Origin of the sequence: Kribbella amoyensis, from assembly GCF_007828865.1 — a bacterium.
Lineage (GTDB): Bacteria > Actinomycetota > Actinomycetes > Propionibacteriales > Kribbellaceae > Kribbella > Kribbella amoyensis.
Window position 1 is genome coordinate 1892535 of the sequence record NZ_VIVK01000001.1, and the last position, 16794, is coordinate 1909328.

Sequence of the window (16794 nt, forward strand, 5' to 3'; positions counted from 1 at the left end):
TTGCTGCGACCAGGATCACGCGTCCGGCCGGGCGACAGCGCCCATACCAAAAGGTACGGTTCGGGCAGGAGGTGATCCGGATGCTGCCCTGGACCTGGGGAACGACGGCCGCCGAGGAAGCGGCCGAGTACGCGTGCGACCGGTTCGTCGAGGGCCCGAGCGTCGCGGTGTACCGGGCCGTCGACTCCGCCGGCAGCGCGGACGCCGTGTACCGGTGGTACTGCCAGCTCAAGGTCGCGCCGTACAGCTACGACTGGATCGACAACTTCGGCAAGCGCAGCCCGCGGACCCTGACGCCCGGGGCGGACGAGCTGGTCCTCGGCCAGGACTTCATGACGATCTTCGACCTGGCCGCGTTCGAACCCGGCCGCGACCTGACCCTGAAGATGAAGGGCCTGGGCGCGCGGGTGTTCGGCCGGCTCGCGATCAGCTACACCGTCCGGCCGACGGACCGTGGATCCCGGCTGGTCGCGAAGATCGCGCTGCCGGTGGACCCCGGACCGATCGGCCGGACCAAGCAGTACCTGCTGGCCTGGGGCGACCTGGTGATGATGCGCAAGCAACTGCTGCTCTTCGCCGAACTGGCTAGCTCTTCCGCCAGGTCGGACGCGTCGCGTTCGTGACGGCGCGCAGGATCCCCTCGACCGGGCCGTAGCCGAAGCGCGCCATCCACCCGTGGCTGAGCGCGACCTGGACCGCGAAGATCGCGAGCGCGATCCCGGTCGTCTCCAGCGGTGACGTCCGTCCGGCCAGGTCGAGCCCGGTGAAGACGAGCATCGTGACGACCGACTGGCCGAGGTAGTTCGACAGCGCCATCCGGCCGGCGGGAGCGAGTACGTCGCCGATCGCGCGGCCGCGTTCGCTGTGCAGGATCCGCAGCAACGTCGCGACGTACGCGGCGGTGAGGAAGGGCGCGGTCAGCACGCTTGCCAGGACGGCGGCGGTGTCACCGTTGCCGCCGGCCGCGTACACCACGCCGCCCGTGATCCCGACGACGAAGCCGACCAGCTGGATCAGCCGCAGGACGGTCTCCTGGCCGGTGACGTTCGCGAGCAGCCGCCGACGACCGGCCACCATGCCGAGCAGGAGAACGGCGAGCGTCGTCGGCCCTTGCACGGTGAGCAGGGACAGCCCGTACGTCGGCAGCGCGGCGACGTGTTCGTGGACGGCGTCGCCGAACGAGCCGGCCAGGTTCCGCGTGGTCTCCTGGGCCGCGGTGACGGCGCCGGCCGGGTCGAGGAACTGCGACGTGTCCACGAAGAGCACGGTCGCGCCGAGCGTCACCAACAGGTACAGGTAGATGCTCCCGGCAACGATCAGCGCGGTCTTGTCCTTGACGCCGCGGAGCGCCACCAGGACCAGGCCGAGCAGGGCGTACGCGGTGAGGATGTCCCCCGTGATCAGGAAGACCATGTGCAGTGCGCCGAGGACGAACAGGCCGCCGAGCCGCCGCAGCATCCGCGGCCGGAACGCGGTCCCGGCGCGTTGCGCGGCCTCGATCTGCAACTGGAAGCTGTACCCGAACAGGAACGAGAACAGCAGGTAGAACTTCATGTCCACAAACGTCGCGCTGAGCCAGTGCACGGCATGGTCGAGGGTCGACTGGTACTCCGGGTTCTCCGCGAGGTGGATCGGAAAGCCCGAGGCGGCGAAGGTGATGTTGACGATCAGGATGCCCAGCAGCGCGAATCCGCGCAGGGCGTCGACGTCCTGGATCCGGGTCCTGCGCGGGGCGAGTTGCTGGTTCATACCCTGAAGGACATCAGGGTGTCACGCTCCGCACAGTCGTCCTGAGGTGCCAGGGTGGGGTGGAGTTTTCCCTACCTGGGGAAATCGGGGAGCGGACCAGGGACCCGGTGTGCCACAGTCGGGCGCGTGGACGACTACCGGGTGGTGAACCAGGCGAACTGGGACGAGCGGGTCGCGGCGCACGCGGCGTCGCCGGACTACAAGCTGGCCGAGTACGAGCGCGACCCGCGGTACATCGGCGACGTGGTGCGCTTCGACCTGCCGCGACTTGGCGACCTTGCCGGACTGCGCGGCGTCCATCTGCAGTGCCACATCGGCACCGACACGATCTCGCTGGCCCGGCTCGGCGCCCGGATGAGTGGCCTCGACTTCTCCGGCCCGGCGATCGCGCAGGCACAGTCCTTCGCGGACCGGCTCGGCCACGAGATCGACTTCCACCAGGCCGACGTGTACGACGCGGCCGACGTGCTCGGCGACGCGGCGTACGACCTGGTCTTCACCGGCATCGGCGCGCTCGGCTGGCTCCCGAGCATCGACCGCTGGGCCGACGTGGTCGTGCGCCTGCTGAAGCCGGGCGGCCGGTTGTTCCTCCGGGAGGGGCACCCGATGCTGTGGGCGCTGGAGGGTTCGGAGCACGAGGGCCTGATCACGGTCGACTACCCGTACTTCGAGACCGAGGCGCCGATGGTGTTCGACGAGGGCGGCACGTACGTCGAGACCGAGGCCGAGTTCAGCCACAACGTCACCCACGAGTGGAACCACGGCCTCGGCGAGATCCTCACCGCCCTCCTCACCCGCGGCATGACCGTCACCGCCTTCGAGGAACACGACAGCGCCCCCTGGAACGCCCTCCCCGGCCACATGACCCGCGACCAAGCCGGCGAATGGCGCCTCACCACCAACCCCGAACGCCTCCCCTGCACCTACACGCTCCAGGCAACCAAGACCGCCTGAAACCCCGCGGGACCGCCCGTCGTCCTGGTCATCCGCCACTCTGTGCGCGAACCAGCCACCCCATCCCCCTACAACCCCACTTTGTGCGCGGACCAGCCACCCCAGCCCCCTTCAGACGACTGATCCACGCACAAAGTCGCCCCCAGGGGATGGGAGCGCACGTGGCGTTGCGGCGCGTGCCTGGGTCCGCGGGCGCTCCGAGCCCCACCTTGTGCGCGAACCAGCCACCCCATCCCCCTGCAACCCCACTCTGTGCGCGGACCAGCCAGCCCATCCCCCTGCAACCCCACTCTGTGCGCGGACCAGCCAGCCCATCCGCCTTCAGACGACCGGCCCGCGCACAAAGTCGCCCTCGCGGGGGGCGCGGGGGGTGCGGGGGGTGCGGGGGGTGCGGGGTGGAGGGTTAGCGGAGTTGGAGGGTGGGGGTGGGGAGGGGTGCCGCTGGCGCTGGCGCTGGCGGGGGTGGGGGTGGGAGCGCGGCCGGGGTGAGGTCGGTGGCAGCCGTCGCGGTCGCGGCCGGCGGCCTTGGCGGCGTACATCGCGCGGTCGGCGCGGAAGACATCCTCGCCGTCGTCGTAGCCCGTCCTGGGCATCCGCCCACCCGTCCCCAGAACCCGCGAGCTGAGTACGCAGTCAGGCTTCCCGGCCGCCGGCCAGTTGAGCCGCATGCACGGCGTCCAGCCAGGATGCGAGGGCGTTGATGTCCTTGGCGTACTCATTGCCCACGGCGATCTGCTGCTTGCGGCGCGAGCCGGTGGGAACGACGGTGACAGAGGCGAACCAGTCGCGCGTGGCGTCTGTCGGCCGACGAGGGTCGGATGCCTGTCGAGACGGCCGGTCGGGACCTTCGATCGCCTCGATGTCCTGCCACGCGAGGTGCTTCCGGCCAAGTGAGACCCCGGTGCCGTCGACCACCAGTACCGGCTGCCCGGCCAAGCACGCACGGCCGCTCGTCCAGGTCAGCAGAGCCGAGATCGGAAGAGACAGCAGAGCGAAGACGGGAAACCACAACCACCCTTGCCGGCCCGCGAGAACAGACACGAGGGTGGCCACCTGGTACGCCAGGACGGACCCGAACATCACGAACCGCAGCGCGGTCACCCGCCGCCGCGGCGCGATCCGTACTTCCCCCGCTCGCGTGAACTCACTAGCCCAATCCCACGGCGTCGTTCCGCCGACAACACCCATGCACGCCCCCAGCATCGAAGGAGTCTTGACTCCCGGGCTCACCTGGCCTAGATGCTAAACAGCGAACGGCCTCCCACGCCTGGTTGCGGTCAAGGCGAGCCGATCCCCGGATCGGCGGTCGATCTGCAGGAGGTTGCGGCTTTCGGCGTACTGGAGGGCTCGGCGGACCTGGTCCTCGGACGCGAGGGTGCGGGTGGCGAGGGAGGCGACGGTTTGCTCGGTGCCGCCCCACAACGCGACTGACACCAGGTCCGCGGCGAAGCCGGTGTACTGCACGGTCGCCCGGTGCGCATCGAGGTACGTCACCACGTCGGCCGGAAGGTCGAGCACCTGCTGGGCCGGCCGGGGTTCGGCGATGCCGGCGTAGCGGGTGCCGTCGAAGGTCAGAACGCCGAGCGCGACGAAGAGCGTCAGCATCTCGCGGCGCGAAGTCGGCTCGGGTCGGCCGACCTGGGCCGCGATCTCGGCGAGGGTGGGGTAGCCGTCGCGGGGAACCGTCGTCCGGAACGGCTGGTCCAGCCAGTCCTCTCCGCGGAAGTGGTCGATGCCCCAGGTCCGCAGGTCGTCGATGGTCAGGCCGGTGCCCTCGTGGGACCATCGCACGACGCCGGCGACCTCGTGGCGCTCGAACCCGAGCAGCGAGTTCCACCCCGGGTCTGCGGGCCGGACCGCCGACCGACGGCGCCGGTACCAGCGGGGCGGTTCGACCGGCTCGGGAACAGGCCAGAAGTCGAGCTGCCAGAGATCGGTCGGTTCCAGGTACTCGTCCTCGTCGTCCGCCACGAACTCGGCCGACGCCGGTAGCGGTCGATGGGCGACGCGGATGCGATACGCCCCCGGCTCACCGAGGTGGACGTGCACCTCGCCGGCTCGCGTCGTGAGGGACGTCAGCTCAACCGCGCCGGAAGTACTTCGGTACGGGACCTCGACCACGTCCGTCCACTCGTCGTCACCATCACGCGGCCGATCAGTGTGCCCCCGCAGCCGCACCACGCACGGTCCGTCGCCGCCGGCCGCATACAGCCAGCCATGGCCGGTACGGACGATCGTCCCGACGGGGTGCGCGTCGCTCGCGGACATCTCGTCGTCGCCGTAGACCGCCCGCTCGTCCCGGACCACCAGGATCCCGTCTTCCGGCGAGTAATCGTCGTCTTCGTATTCCCCCACCAAAGTCATGCGCGCACGGTAGTCCACAGCATCGACTACAGCGGGTTGTCCGCCAGTTGGGGGACGCTTTGTCGGTCTTGTGGTGGTGCTCGGTGGTGACTGTGCGGAAATAGCGTTCTTGGTATGAGCCAATTCGCCATCGCCCTCATTGCCAGCGCCTCGGTTCTCTCGGTCATTCTCGCGACCGACCTGGGACACCGGAAGGTGACCCGGATGCGGATCCTCCGATCGGTCCTGGCGGTGGGCGTCATCATCGCGTTGTTCGTCCGGTCGCTGCCGACCGTGGGCAACTCGCTCACGCTGCAGCTGGCCGGGGTCGGGCTCGGGGTCGTGTTCGGCTTGCTGGTGGCGGTGTTCCTGCCGACCGAGCGGGCCGGGAACGGGGAGATCTACACCCGCGCCGGGCTGGCGTACGCGGTGGCTTGGACCGTTCTGTCGGCCGGGCGGGTGGTGTTCGCCTTCGGGGCCGAGCACTGGTTCGCCGAGGAATTGATCACCTTCAGCATCAAGCACCAGATCGCCGGCGCCGACGCGTACGCCAACGCGTTCGTGTTCCTGTCACTGGCGATGGTGCTGACCCGGTCCGCCGTGTTGCTGGGCAAGGCGCGGAAGCTGCGCGCGGCTGCCCCGGCGACCGTCCAGGCGGAGACCACCTCGGTACCGGTCGCCTGACGCAAACCTACAGGCCCGGCGGCGCTTCCGAGGCTCCGCCGGGTCCGTGGTGGTGGTGCGGGTGGGTCAGTGGGCGCTGCGGCGCTGCTGCACCTTCTGGAACATTTCCTTGGCCTTCTGCTGGTTCTCCGGCTTGCTCAGTTCGCGCTGGGCGACCTGGACCAGCTTGGCGACCACGGCGCCCTTGACCAGCGTCTTCACGAAACCCATCGGGGGCCTCCTTCTCTGCTTCCTTCGAAGGTAGCGGCCCGCGCAACCGGTCCCTATGGGTGATCCACCGGAACCTTCCCCGGGTCGAACCCGTGGAACTGTCGGTGTGGTCGGGCACACTGTGGGGGTGCCCGAACTGCCTGAGGTTGAATCGTTGGCGGGGTTCCTGCGGGAGCGTGCCGTCGGACGGGCGATCGTGCGTGCGGACATCACCGCGATCAGCGCGTTGAAGACCTACGACCCGCCGATCACGGCTCTGGTGGGTCTGCTGATCGATGACGTCACCCGGCGGGGCAAGTTCCTCGACATCGAGGCGCAGGGGGTGCACCTGGTCATCCACCTCGCCCGGGCCGGCTGGTTGCGCTGGCGGGAGGAGCAGTCCACCACCCCGGTGCGGCCGGGGAAGGGCCCGATCGCCTGCCGGGTCGTGCTCGACGACAACTCCGGCTTCGACCTGACCGAGGCGGGGACGCAGAAGAAGCTCGCCGTGTACGTCGTCCGGGATCCGGCCGAGGTGCCCGGGATCGCGCGGCTCGGGCCGGATCCGTTCACGCTGACCGTCGAGCAGTTCGGCGAGATCCTGCAGCAGGCGGGCCGGGTCCAGCTCAAGGGCGTCCTGCGGAACCAGTCCGTCATCGCCGGGATCGGGAACGCGTACTCCGACGAGATCCTGCACGTGGCGAAGATGAGCCCGTTCAAGCCCGCGTCGAACCTCACCGACACCGAACTCCAGGAGCTGTACGCCGCGATGCAGGAGACGCTGCGGGACGCGGTGGACCGGTCGAAGGGGCTGGCCGCGCAGGACCTCAAGTCGGAGAAGAAGTCCGGCCTACGGGTGCACGGGCGCAAGGGCCAGAAGTGCCCGGTCTGCGGTGACGTGGTCCGCGAGGTCAGCTTCGCCGACTCCTCCCTGCAGTACTGCGCGACCTGCCAGACTGGCGGCAAGCCGCTGGCCGACCGCCGGCTGTCCAAGCTGCTCAAGTAGCCCGGCGGCTCAGGTCATCTGGTCGAACATCGCCTTCACGTCGGCCGAGTTCGGCGTCGCCAGCAGGGTCGGGGTACCGCTGGTGGTCCGGCGTGACGTCACCGCGAACACGTACCCGAGGTTGGCGTCGATGCGGTCCTTCACCCACGGTCCGCCGCTCGCGCCGCCGTTCATCGTGCAGCCGAGCGCCGCGTCGGTCGAGCCCCAGGCGTAGGTGGTTCCGTCGCAGTAGTACGGCACCTCGCCGTTGTACGGCGGTTCGGCCGGCCAGCCCCAGATCCGGGTGTTCGGCTGGCTCCGGCCGTTGCCCCAGACCAGGCCGTTGCCGCCGACCACGTCGATCAGGTTCTGGCCGTTGCGCTGGTTCAGGGTGACGAACGCCTGGTCGTGGCTGAAGTCGCTGCTGTTCATCCAGGAGTTGAAGGTGCGCGCCGTGTTCCAGTTCCACAGCCCGTACCCGGACTGGCCGTTGTAGTACGCCGGGGCGAACACGATGTTGGAGTGCCAGGCTCCACCCGCGCCGCCGTGGACGCAGTGGCCGGCTGTGATGATCAGGTTCTTGTACCCGTTGTTGATGGTGGACGCCGAGCACACGTAGTTCCGCCCGTTGTCGGTGAAGAACACCTTGCCCGCCGTACTCGGGACCACCTCGTTCACCTTGTCCGCCCCGCCGGTCCGCGGCGCGACCGGGCGCGAGGCGATCCCGCTGCTGCTCTCGATCGAAGACGGTGACGCAGTACCAGCGGAACCGGCGGGCAGGTCGGCCGGGATGGCGTTCCGCAACTTCTCGGCGGTCCAGTAGCCGGTCGGTTCCAGCGCACCGGCCTGCGCCGATCGCGGGATCGCGGGAGCTCGTACGGCGGTGGTGGCGGAGGTGGTCGAGTCGGGAACGGCGGCGGCCGCCGGGACAGCGGCGCCGGTGACCAGCAGACCGGCCGCGGCGAGTAGTCCCAGGGGTCGGCGCGTCAGGGAAGCGAGATGGGCGGAAGGACGCATGGCGGTGACTCCTCGATCGGGGCGGAAAGAAGTTCACCCGGCGACCGGCAGGACCTCACCATCACTCCCGGCGCGCGGTCAATCACCCACAGTAGAAGCGACCGTGGAGCCGAGGTCAAGCGGTAGCGAGGCCGAACGCCGCCCCGCGTCCAGCCGGACCTGCAGGACCTTAGGACCGCGCGGACCCTCCGAAGGCCCGGCCACCTCGACCGTCCGGGAGACCGTCGCACCCGCCTCCAGACCCTCGAAGGACCATGCGTCCGTGTCGGCGGACCACTCGGGCGGCATCGGCAGGAACACCTCGCCCTGAGCCGCGACCCGGCCGAAGTTGGTGACGTGCACCCGGATCCGGTCCGCGTCCACCGGGTCGATCGACGCCAGCACGGTCCCCACCGGCGCGACCAGGATCCGGCGCACGGCCGCGTTCCCGAGGGTCAACCTGACCACCCGGCCGGCCCGGACCGGGAACGGTCCGATGGTCGTCCCGATCAGCTCGCCACCCGGCACGGCGTACGACCGGTTCGCCAGCTTCACCCGGTACTGGGTGGCCGGGTCCGCGGCTCCGAACAGCCGGACGGCCACGTCGGCGGTCCGCCGGGCGACCAGGTGCGCGGTGGATCCGGCCGGTTCGAGGTCCCAGACGCCGTCCGCGTTCGCCGTACTGGTGTCCGGCGGGACGATCCGCAGCTTGCCCTGCAACGCGACCTGGACGACCTGCGCACCACCCGCGGGTGATTCCGAACCGGGTAACCGCACGACCAGGTCGTCGCCGTCGCGGCGCCAGGTCAGCGCGCGGCCGGTCCGTTCCTCGATGACGTGCCGGGGTGTGGTGGCCAGGCCGGGCAGCCTGACCTCGTGGTTCGCGGGGCGCCGGGTGACGCGGAGCAGCAGTTCGCAGCCTCGCTGGATCGCCTCACCCCAGGGCTGGGGACCGAACTCCCCGGGTATGCCCTCGATCAGTGCCACGAGATGCGTCCCTCCAGCCGCGAACTCTTTGCTCGACCCTGGTCAATCACGGTGACACTGTCAACGCCGGATCCAGTGGGCGGGCAAACGTATTCCTCCGCCCCGCAGCGCTCGGTGACCACCCGGCTGCGATGATCGGGGCATGTTCCAGAACCCCCAGATCCCCGCCGTCGTTCCCGCCCAGGTGGACGAAGCCCTGCTGGCCGAGGCGTTCGTCCTCGACGTCCGCGAGCCGGACGAGTGGGCCGGCGGCCACATCGAGGGCGCGACCCACATCCCGCTCGGCGAACTGCAGGAGCGCGTCGGCGAGGTGCCGCTGGACCAGAAGGTGCTGTGCGTCTGCGCGGTCGGCGGCCGGTCCGGGATGGCGACCCAGTTCCTCGCCGCCGAGGGCCGGGACGCGATCAACCTGGACGGCGGCATGTACGCCTGGCAGTCGTCCGGCCGCCCGGTCAGTACCGACTGACCGCACCCTGGTCGGGGTGATCAGAACCTGAGCAATCTGGACAGAAACCTTCCGGTGGCCGACTGGAGACGTTACTTTGTCACCGGTCAGTCGTCCGGCGTACACCTGCGCCTCATCGGGCGGTAGGGCACGCGGCGTCGGATGGCCGCGTCCGTCCACGCCCAGGAGGCTCCGTGTTCACGCCTGCCCCGTCCGTCTTCGGTCCGCCGAGTCCCCCGAGTTCACCAGGTTCACCCAGTCCGGCGCGGCAACGCCGGACGATCCGCCGGGCGATCGCCCTCACCCTGGTCACCAGCGGCCTCGTCAGTACCGTCGCCGTCCAGCCCGCGCTCGCCCAGCCAGCGCCCGAACCGGCCCAGCTCCGGCAGGCCGTCGAGGCGCACCGCGGTTCGTCCGCGGCCTCGGACATCCCCGATGTCGCGCTCGCCCCGCCTGGCGAAGGCATCGTCACCCGGCGCAGCGACTCCCCGGTCGCCCCGGGCGTGACGTACACCAGCTTCGACCGGCTCGACGCCCGCGGCTGGTTGCGCGGCGACATCCTGGTCGCGGACCTGGACGCCGGCGGCGTGACGGTCGACTACCTCAACCCCGGGACCGTGTCCGGCCGTGAGGTGCTGAGCCAGCAGGTCGCCCGCAAGGGGGCGATCGCCGGCGTCAACGGCGACTTCTTCGACATCAACGACACCGGTGCCCCGCTCGGCGTCGGGATCGAGCGGGACGCCGACGGCGGACCCGGGCACGTCGTCAACGGTCCGGCCACCGGGCACAACGAGACCGCGGTGATCGGCGCCGACGGACTCGGCCGGATCGCCCAGGTCTTCCTGGAGGGCGAGGCGGTCGACGACGACGCCAGCAAGGTCGCGCTCACCAACCTGAACTCGCCGACCGTGAACTCCGGCGGCATCGGCCTCTACACGCCGCGCTGGGGCCAGGCGGCCCGGACCCGGACCGTGGACGGGCTGCCGACGGTCCGCGAGGTGATCCTGCGCGACGGCGTCGTCGTTTCGACCGCGACCACGCCCGCGGCCACCCCGCTGGCGGACAACGAGCTGGCCCTGATCGGCCGCGAGGCGGGTGCATCGGCGCTGACCGCGTTCGAGCCCGGCGACAAGGTCGAGGTGAAGTACGGCCCGCGCGCCGACGCGGCCGACGTCGCGGTCGGACTGAGCGGCAACAAGCAGCTGGCCCGGGACGGCCAGGTCCTCGACGTCGACGACACCGCGTTGCACCCGCGGACCGCGATCGGCTTCTCCGCGGACGGTCGCCGGATGGTGCTGCTCACCGTCGACGGCCGGATGGTCGACTCGCGCGGCCTGACCGAGAAGGAACTCGGCAAGCTGATGCTCGACCTCGGCTCCGACGACGTCCTCAACCTGGACGGCGGCGGCTCGTCGACGATGCTGAAGCGATCGCCGGGTGAGGCGACGCCCGAGGTGGTGAACAAGCCCTCCGACGGCTCCGAGCGGCTCACCCCGAACGGCCTCGGCCTGCTCCCGGTCAAGGGCACCGGCAAGCTGAAGGGCTTCCGGGTCGAGGCGACCGGAACCGCCGACGAGCTCGCCGACACCGACGTCACCCGCAGCGCCCGCGTCCTGACCGGGCTCAGCCGCGTCCTCACCGCCCGCGGCCACGACGAGACGTACGCGCCCGTCGCCGGCACCGCGTACTGGTCGGCCGGGAGCAACGCGAAGGTCAGCCAGGGGGTCGTCACCGGCCGGAAGGCGGGTGATGTCGTCGTCACCGCGGCGAACGGCCGGGCCCGCGGGACCTTCCCGATGACCGTGCTCGGCGAGCCGGTCCGGCTCGCTCCGTCGGCCCGGCAGGTGTCGTTGCCCAACGCAACAACGAAGGGTGGCTTCGCCGTCAACGGGTACGACGCGGACGGCTTCGCCACCTGGATCGAGCCGCGGGACGTCCGGCTGACCTACGACCGGAACCTCCTCAATGTAGTGGCTCGCGGCAACGGATTCGAGGTGACCGCGGTCGGTACCGAGGCCGTCTCCACCGTCGTCACCGCGAAGGTGGGCGACCTGTCCACCCAGCTCACCGTGACGGCCGGCCTGAGCAGCGAGGTGGTCGACGAGGTCGACGACCTGACCCGCTGGCAGGCGAACGCGGTCCCGGCCGGCGCGGCCACGGCGACCCGGTCCGCGGCCGAGGGGCACGACGGTGGTCAGGCGATCGCGTTGGACTACTCCCTCACCGGCAGCACGGCCACCCGCGCGGCGTACCTGTCGATGACTCCGCAGCTCACGCTTCCTGGTCAGCCGCAGAAGCTGGGCGCCTGGGTGTACGGCGACGGCAAGGGTGCTTGGCTGCGCGCCAACGCGTACGACGGCGCCGGTGGTTCGGCGCAGACGGTGAACCTCGCGGCCGCGGTCGACTGGACCGGCTGGAAGTACGTCGAGGCCGACATCCCGGCCGGGCTGACGATGCCGCTGCGGTTCTGGCGGCTGTACGTCGTCGAGACGGTCCCGACCCGGCAGTACTCCGGGCGCATCGTCGTCGACGACCTCACCGTCCGCGGCGCGCCGCCGGTCGACGTGGCGCCGCCGGCCAAGGTCGCCGACCCGATGGTCGTCGCCGACGGCACCCTGGACGCGAAGCGGTGGAAGTTCGCCGTGCTGTCCGACGCGCAGTTCACCGCCGACGACCCCGAGTCCGACTTCGTCCAGCAGGCCCGCCGGACGATCCGGGAGGCGCTCGCGCAGCAGCCCGAGTTCCTGGTGATCAACGGTGACTTCGTCGATCGCGGCTTCGCCAACGACATCGCCCTGGCGAAGCGGATCATCGACGAGGAGGTGGCCGGGAAGGTCCCGGTGCACTACGTCCCGGGCAACCACGAGAGCTACGGTCCCGGCGATCTGTCCGAGTGGACCAAGGTGTTCGGGGCGCCGAGCAGCACGTTCGACCACAAGGGCACCCGGTTCGTGCTGCGGGACTCGTCGCTCGGATCGCTGCGGGCGGGCGGGTTCGCGCAGATCCTCGACCTGCGCAAGCAACTCGACGAGGCCGCCAAGAACAAGGCGATCCGCAACGTCGTGGTGATGGCGCACCACCCGATCGACGACCCGTCGCCGACCGCGAACTCGCAGCTCGCCGATCGCAAGGAGGCCGAGCTGCTGACCCGCTGGCTGGCCGGCTTCCGCGCGTCGACCGGCAAGGGTGCGGCGTACATGGCGGCGCACGCGGGCACGTTCGCGGCGACCCGGACGGACGGCGTCCTGCTCCCGCTGACGGGTAACTCGGGCAAGAGCCCGGCGGCGGCTCCGGACGCGGGTGGCTTCACCGGATGGGCCCTGGTCGGGATCGACCCGAACGCACGCGAGGCGGCGCCGGGTGAGCGGAACTGGTCCGCGCCCGAGCGGTCGTGGTTCCAGGTCGAGCTCCGGCCGCACGTCGACTCGCTCGAGCTGACCGCGCCCGCGATGCTGCGCCGGGGCCAGACCGGACCGGCCACGGCCACCGTGGTCCAGGACGGTCGCCGCGTACCGGTGGCGTTCCCGGTCTCGGCGGACTGGTGGGGTTCGGCCCGCCTGCACGTCGGCCCGGCCAGGACCGCGCCGTTCTGGGCCGTCGCTTCCTTCGACCCGGCCACCGGCCAGGTCACCGGGCTCCGCCCAGGCACGGCCGAGCTGGGTGTCACCGTCAACGGCGTCCGCAAGAGCCAGGAGATCCGCGTCGACTGGTGAGCCGGACCGGCAGCACTCACCAACCTCGCTCCCCGGCATGACCAGGGCGTGACCCGAGCGTGGAGGGTCGAGCCGGGCGGTGGTTGGTGAGTGCTGGGCGTCCGCTAGACAGGACGCATGCGACTGGACCGGATCAGCATCGAGGCGTACGACGACCGCTGGCCGGCGTTGTTCGAGGAACAGCGCCGGCTGGTGGAGCCGGTTCTGCGGCCGTGGCTCGCGCGACCGGTCGAGCACGTCGGCAGTACGTCGGTCCCGGGGTTGCCGGCCAAGGCAATCATCGACATGGCCGCGATCGTCCGGGACCACGACGCGGTCGCGGCGGCCTTCGACGAGCTGGCCGCGCTGGACTGGGTGACCGCGCCCGAACCGGGTGAGCGGGAGGCCCGGAAGTGGTCGCTCTGCCACCCGACCGTCGAGCGGCGCAGTCATCACCTGCACGTCGTCGAGGAGTCGTCCGACGGCTGGCGGACCTGGCTCGCCTTCCGCGACCACCTGCGGACCACGCCCGCGGACCGCGACGAGTACGCCCGGATCAAGCGCGAGCTGGCCGCGGCCGACGACCAGGACCGGCCGGCCTATCGCGCCGGGAAGGCGCCGTTCATCACCGGGGTGCTCGCGAAGCTGGAGCGCTGAGCCGCGTCGTGCGTCAGCCGGTGACGTCGGCGTAGTGCTCGACCAGCGGCGGGTTGGCGAAGTGTGGGCCGATGTGGCCACGCCAGACGCCGAACGCCTCGCTCGCGCGGAACCGCTCGTGCGCCTCGACCGAGTCCCACTCGACCAGCAGGACGAACCGGGTCGGCCGCTCGATGCCGTGCGTCATCCGGATCGACCGGGCCCCCTCGGCCTTCTCGATCTGCTCACGGGCCAGCAGGTAGGACGCCTCGAACGCTTCTTCCTGACCGGCGAGCACATCGATCAACGCCACCTCGAGCACCATGCCGGTCACTCTTTCACGGCCGCCCGCGGATCGAGCCGTCTGCCCACTGGACGGTCCGGTCGGATACCGTCACCGCGTGACTGACCTGAGGAGACCGCGGCGACTCGTACCCGGGGACGTGGTGGCCGTGGTGGCCCCGGCCGGCCCGTTGAAGGCCGAGCGGCTGGAGCTCGGCACGAAGTACCTGCGGGACTGGGGTCTCGAGGTCGAGGTGATGCCGTCCGCGCTGGCGACCGACGAGCGGCTGCCGTACCTGGCCGGATCGGACGAGGCCCGTGCCGCCGACTTCCGTGCGGCCTGGCTGGATCCGCGGTTCGCCGGGGTGTTCTGCGGGCGCGGTGGGTACGGCGTCCAGCGGATGTTGCCGTTGCTCGACCTGGACGAGCTGGCGCCGGTGGAGAAGGTGTTCGTCGGGTTCAGCGACATCACCGCGTTGCACGAGGCGTTGAACGCGCGCGGCCTGGTCACGGTCCACGGTCCGATGGCCGCGGCGGTCGAGCAGCTCGGTGCCGAGCCTGGTCGCGATCGCCTGCGCGCGTTGCTGTTCGAGCCCGAGTCCGTGACCGACCTGCTCGCCCCGGCCGGAGCGCGTACGGTCGTCGGTGGCACCGCGGAAGGCAGGCTGCTCGGGGGGAACCTCGCCCTGCTCGCCGCGAGCCTCGGGACGCCGACGTACTCGCGGCCGCGGGGCGTCGTGGTCCTGGAAGACGTGAGCGAGCACGGGTACCGGGTCGACCGGCTACTGACCCAGTTGCTCCGGTCCGGCTGGTTCGAGGAGGTGACCGGCGTCGTCGTCGGTGACTTCAGCGAGTCCGACGACGGCGGCCTGGTGGCCGACGTGGTCGCCGAACGCTTGCAGCCGCTCGGGATCCCGATGGTCCAGGGCGCCGCGATCGGCCACGAGGACCTCAACCTGGCCGTCCCGCTCGGTCTCCCGGTCCGCCTCGACGCCTCGGCCGGCACCCTGACCCCCTTGAAGCCGGCCTTCAGCTAGCCAGGTGCTCCCGCAGGAACGCGAAGGCCTGCGGGAACGCGTCCAGCCGGTTCTTCCGCTTGGACAGGCCGTGCCCTTCGTCCGGGTACACGAGCAGCCGGCACGGTACGTCCCGCTCCGCGAGCGCCGCGACGATCTGCTCGGCCTCGGACAGCGGTACCCGCGGGTCGTTGGCGCCGTGGATGACGAACAGCGGCGCCGTAATCGCGTCCACCCGGTTCAGCGGGCTCGCCGCGGTGAGGAACTCGCGGTCCGTCGCCAGGTACCCGTACTCGCGTTCGCGCACGGTCCGCCGGTACGCCGAGGTGTTCTCCAGGAACGTCACCAGCGACGCGATCCCGACGATGTCCACGCCCGCGGCCCACAGCTCCGGCTGGAACGCGAGTCCGGCGAGCACCATGTACCCGCCGTACGAGCCGCCCCACAACGCGGCCCGGCGCTGGTCGACACCGATGCTGGGCAGCCAGGCGTGGATCGCCGCCAGGTCCCGGACCGAGTCGAGCCGCAGGTCCCGGTCGTCCAGCGAGTACCACCGTTTGCCGTACCCCGAGGAGCCGCGCACGTTCGGGACGACGACGGTGTGCCCTTCCTCGACCAGACCGGCGATCAGCGGGTTCCAGATCTTGCTCGACTGCCACTCCGGTCCACCGTGCACGAGCACCACGGCCGAACCGTCACCGCCGTCGGCCGGCCGGAACACGAACACCGGCACCTCCTCCCCGTCGAACGACGGCACCCGATCGGTGACCGGGTGCCGCAGATCGTCCGGGAGTTCGGGTGCGTCGGGAGCCTTGACGGTGACGGTCTCCTGGTCGGCGACGGAGTACCGGATCACGTACTGCGGCTCGATCGGGCTGCTGTACGTGAGGACGACGTGGCCGCCGTCGGCCGACCAGCGCGGGTCGCTCTCCACCAGGATCGCGCCGCATCCACCCGGCGGAAGGTCGATCGGGGCGACGAACTCGCCGTCGATCCGATGCAGGGCGAGCGCCACCTCGCCGTCCTCGTTCGCGCTGACCAGCAGGTGCTCGCCGTCGGGACTCGCCCAGCCGGCCAGGTCTCGCTTGCCATCGGCAACCACTTCGGTCAGCGCGCGGGTGCCGAGGTCGTAGCGGAGGACGGCGAGCCGGTCCCGGTCGAAGTCGGCGGAGAGCAGCACCCCGGACGAATCGGGCAGCCACGAAACGGTCCCGATGAACACCTGGTCGTCGAACCCGGTGACCTCGGTGACAGCGCCCGTCGCGGCCTCGATCAGCAACGCCTGCTCGCTGTTCGCCGGACCACCGCCGCGGGTGACCAGGACCCAGCGGTCGTCGGGGGACGCGTCGACGGTACTGACGAAGCCGCCGCCGTCGTACAGCACCGACTCCAGGCCGTGCCCGAGATCCAGGGCGACCAGGTCGAAGTCGACCTCGTTGCGCCGGTTCGTGGTGAACAGGACGCGGCCGTGCCGGGCGGCGATCAGGTGATGGAGGTACCGGTCGTCGTGAACCAGTGGGAGGAGTTCGGGCAGGCCTTCGCCGGTCAGGTCGAGGGTGGAGAGCTGGCCGCGTTCGTCGCCGCCGGTGTCGTGCTCGACGATCACGGTCCGGCTGCCGGGGACGTACTTCGCGGCCAGGACCCGTTCGCCGAGGGCGGTGAGGGCTCGCCAGTTCCCGTCCACGTCGACCTCGTGGACCTGGCGGATTCCGCTCCCGTCGTACCCGACCAGGAGCCGCCCTTCGCTGTCGATGTCGAAGGCGATCAGGGCGGGGAGGGCCAGCAACGACTGCAGCATGAGGCCGACCCTATCTACGCCGAAGGGGCAGGCCCGCC

At 70.7% G+C, this 16794-nt stretch carries 16 protein-coding genes; 8 read left to right on the top strand and 8 right to left on the bottom strand.

What is annotated here, in order from left to right:
* Positions 1 to 80 precede the first annotated feature (80 nt).
* Complete coding sequence (locus tag FB561_RS09065) at positions 81 to 623, top strand: hypothetical protein (protein ID WP_202880571.1); 543 nt, start codon at positions 81 to 83, stop codon at positions 621 to 623.
* Here FB561_RS09065 and FB561_RS09070 read toward each other — a convergent pair.
* Complete coding sequence (locus FB561_RS09070; RefSeq protein ID WP_145804959.1) at positions 586 to 1749, bottom strand: DUF418 domain-containing protein; 1164 nt, start codon at positions 1747 to 1749, stop codon at positions 586 to 588. The genes FB561_RS09065 and FB561_RS09070 overlap by 38 nt on opposite strands.
* A 126-nt stretch (positions 1750 to 1875) precedes the next feature.
* Here FB561_RS09070 and FB561_RS09075 point away from each other — a divergent pair, with 126 nt between their 5' ends.
* A complete protein-coding gene (locus FB561_RS09075) occupies positions 1876 to 2703 on the top strand; it encodes a class I SAM-dependent methyltransferase (protein WP_145804961.1) in 828 nt (275 codons plus the stop codon).
* A gap of 633 nt (positions 2704 to 3336) precedes the next feature.
* Here the strand turns inward: FB561_RS09075 and FB561_RS09080 are convergent.
* Together FB561_RS09080 and FB561_RS09085 are read right to left on the bottom strand one after the other, a co-directional pair.
* Entirely contained in the window at positions 3337 to 3804 is a 468-nt protein-coding gene (locus tag FB561_RS09080; RefSeq protein ID WP_145804963.1) for a hypothetical protein, read from the bottom strand.
* Positions 3805 to 3945: 141 nt separating this feature from the next.
* The gene (locus FB561_RS09085; RefSeq protein ID WP_145804965.1) at positions 3946 to 5067 is read right to left on the bottom strand and encodes a DUF6042 family protein; all 1122 of its coding nucleotides are present in this window, start codon (positions 5065 to 5067) and stop codon (positions 3946 to 3948) included.
* A 114-nt stretch (positions 5068 to 5181) separates the two neighbouring features.
* On the opposite strand from FB561_RS09085, the gene FB561_RS09090 reads away from it, so the two are divergent.
* Positions 5182 to 5730, top strand: coding sequence for a hypothetical protein (locus FB561_RS09090; protein WP_145804967.1), 549 nt, complete (start codon positions 5182 to 5184; stop codon positions 5728 to 5730).
* Positions 5731 to 5796: 66 nt separating this feature from the next.
* Here the strand turns inward: FB561_RS09090 and FB561_RS37780 are convergent, their stop codons facing one another.
* Complete coding sequence (locus tag FB561_RS37780) at positions 5797 to 5940, bottom strand: hypothetical protein (RefSeq protein ID WP_170284608.1); 144 nt, start codon at positions 5938 to 5940, stop codon at positions 5797 to 5799.
* 127 nt (positions 5941 to 6067) lie between these two features.
* Here FB561_RS37780 and FB561_RS09095 point away from each other — a divergent pair, with 127 nt between their 5' ends.
* The gene (locus FB561_RS09095; RefSeq protein ID WP_145804969.1) at positions 6068 to 6925 is read left to right on the top strand and encodes an Fpg/Nei family DNA glycosylase; all 858 of its coding nucleotides are present in this window, start codon (positions 6068 to 6070) and stop codon (positions 6923 to 6925) included.
* Between the two features lie 9 nt (positions 6926 to 6934).
* Here FB561_RS09095 and FB561_RS09100 read toward each other — a convergent pair whose 3' ends face one another.
* The gene (locus tag FB561_RS09100) at positions 6935 to 7921 is read right to left on the bottom strand and encodes a trypsin-like serine peptidase (protein WP_145804971.1); all 987 of its coding nucleotides are present in this window, start codon (positions 7919 to 7921) and stop codon (positions 6935 to 6937) included.
* Positions 7922 to 7999: 78 nt separating this feature from the next.
* The gene (locus FB561_RS09105) at positions 8000 to 8887 is read right to left on the bottom strand and encodes an NEW3 domain-containing protein (RefSeq protein WP_145804973.1); all 888 of its coding nucleotides are present in this window, start codon (positions 8885 to 8887) and stop codon (positions 8000 to 8002) included.
* A gap of 142 nt (positions 8888 to 9029) precedes the next feature.
* Here FB561_RS09105 and FB561_RS09110 point away from each other — a divergent pair, with 142 nt between their 5' ends.
* The 3 genes from FB561_RS09110 to FB561_RS09120 all read left to right on the top strand — a co-directional run bounded on the left by FB561_RS09110 (position 9030) and on the right by FB561_RS09120 (position 13681).
* Positions 9030 to 9353: a rhodanese-like domain-containing protein gene (locus FB561_RS09110; RefSeq protein ID WP_145804975.1), complete on the top strand. Its 324-nt coding sequence runs from the start codon at positions 9030 to 9032 to the stop codon at positions 9351 to 9353.
* Positions 9354 to 9526: 173 nt separating this feature from the next.
* Positions 9527 to 13045, top strand: coding sequence for a phosphodiester glycosidase family protein (locus tag FB561_RS09115; RefSeq protein WP_145804977.1), 3519 nt, complete (start codon positions 9527 to 9529; stop codon positions 13043 to 13045).
* Positions 13046 to 13162: 117 nt separating this feature from the next.
* On the top strand, positions 13163 to 13681 hold the full coding sequence (locus FB561_RS09120; protein ID WP_145804979.1) for a GrpB family protein: 519 nt from the start codon (positions 13163 to 13165) through the stop codon (positions 13679 to 13681).
* 13 nt (positions 13682 to 13694) lie between these two features.
* Here the strand turns inward: FB561_RS09120 and FB561_RS09125 are convergent, their stop codons facing one another.
* A complete protein-coding gene (locus tag FB561_RS09125; RefSeq protein ID WP_145804981.1) occupies positions 13695 to 13985 on the bottom strand; it encodes an antibiotic biosynthesis monooxygenase family protein in 291 nt (96 codons plus the stop codon).
* 76 nt (positions 13986 to 14061) lie between these two features.
* Between FB561_RS09125 and FB561_RS09130 the strand changes: the two genes are divergently transcribed.
* Positions 14062 to 14979: a S66 peptidase family protein gene (locus FB561_RS09130; protein ID WP_202880572.1), complete on the top strand. Its 918-nt coding sequence runs from the start codon at positions 14062 to 14064 to the stop codon at positions 14977 to 14979.
* Here FB561_RS09130 and FB561_RS09135 read toward each other — a convergent pair.
* Complete coding sequence (locus tag FB561_RS09135) at positions 14972 to 16756, bottom strand: alpha/beta hydrolase family protein (RefSeq protein WP_145804985.1); 1785 nt, start codon at positions 16754 to 16756, stop codon at positions 14972 to 14974. The genes FB561_RS09130 and FB561_RS09135 overlap by 8 nt on opposite strands.
* Positions 16757 to 16794: the final 38 nt, after the last annotated feature.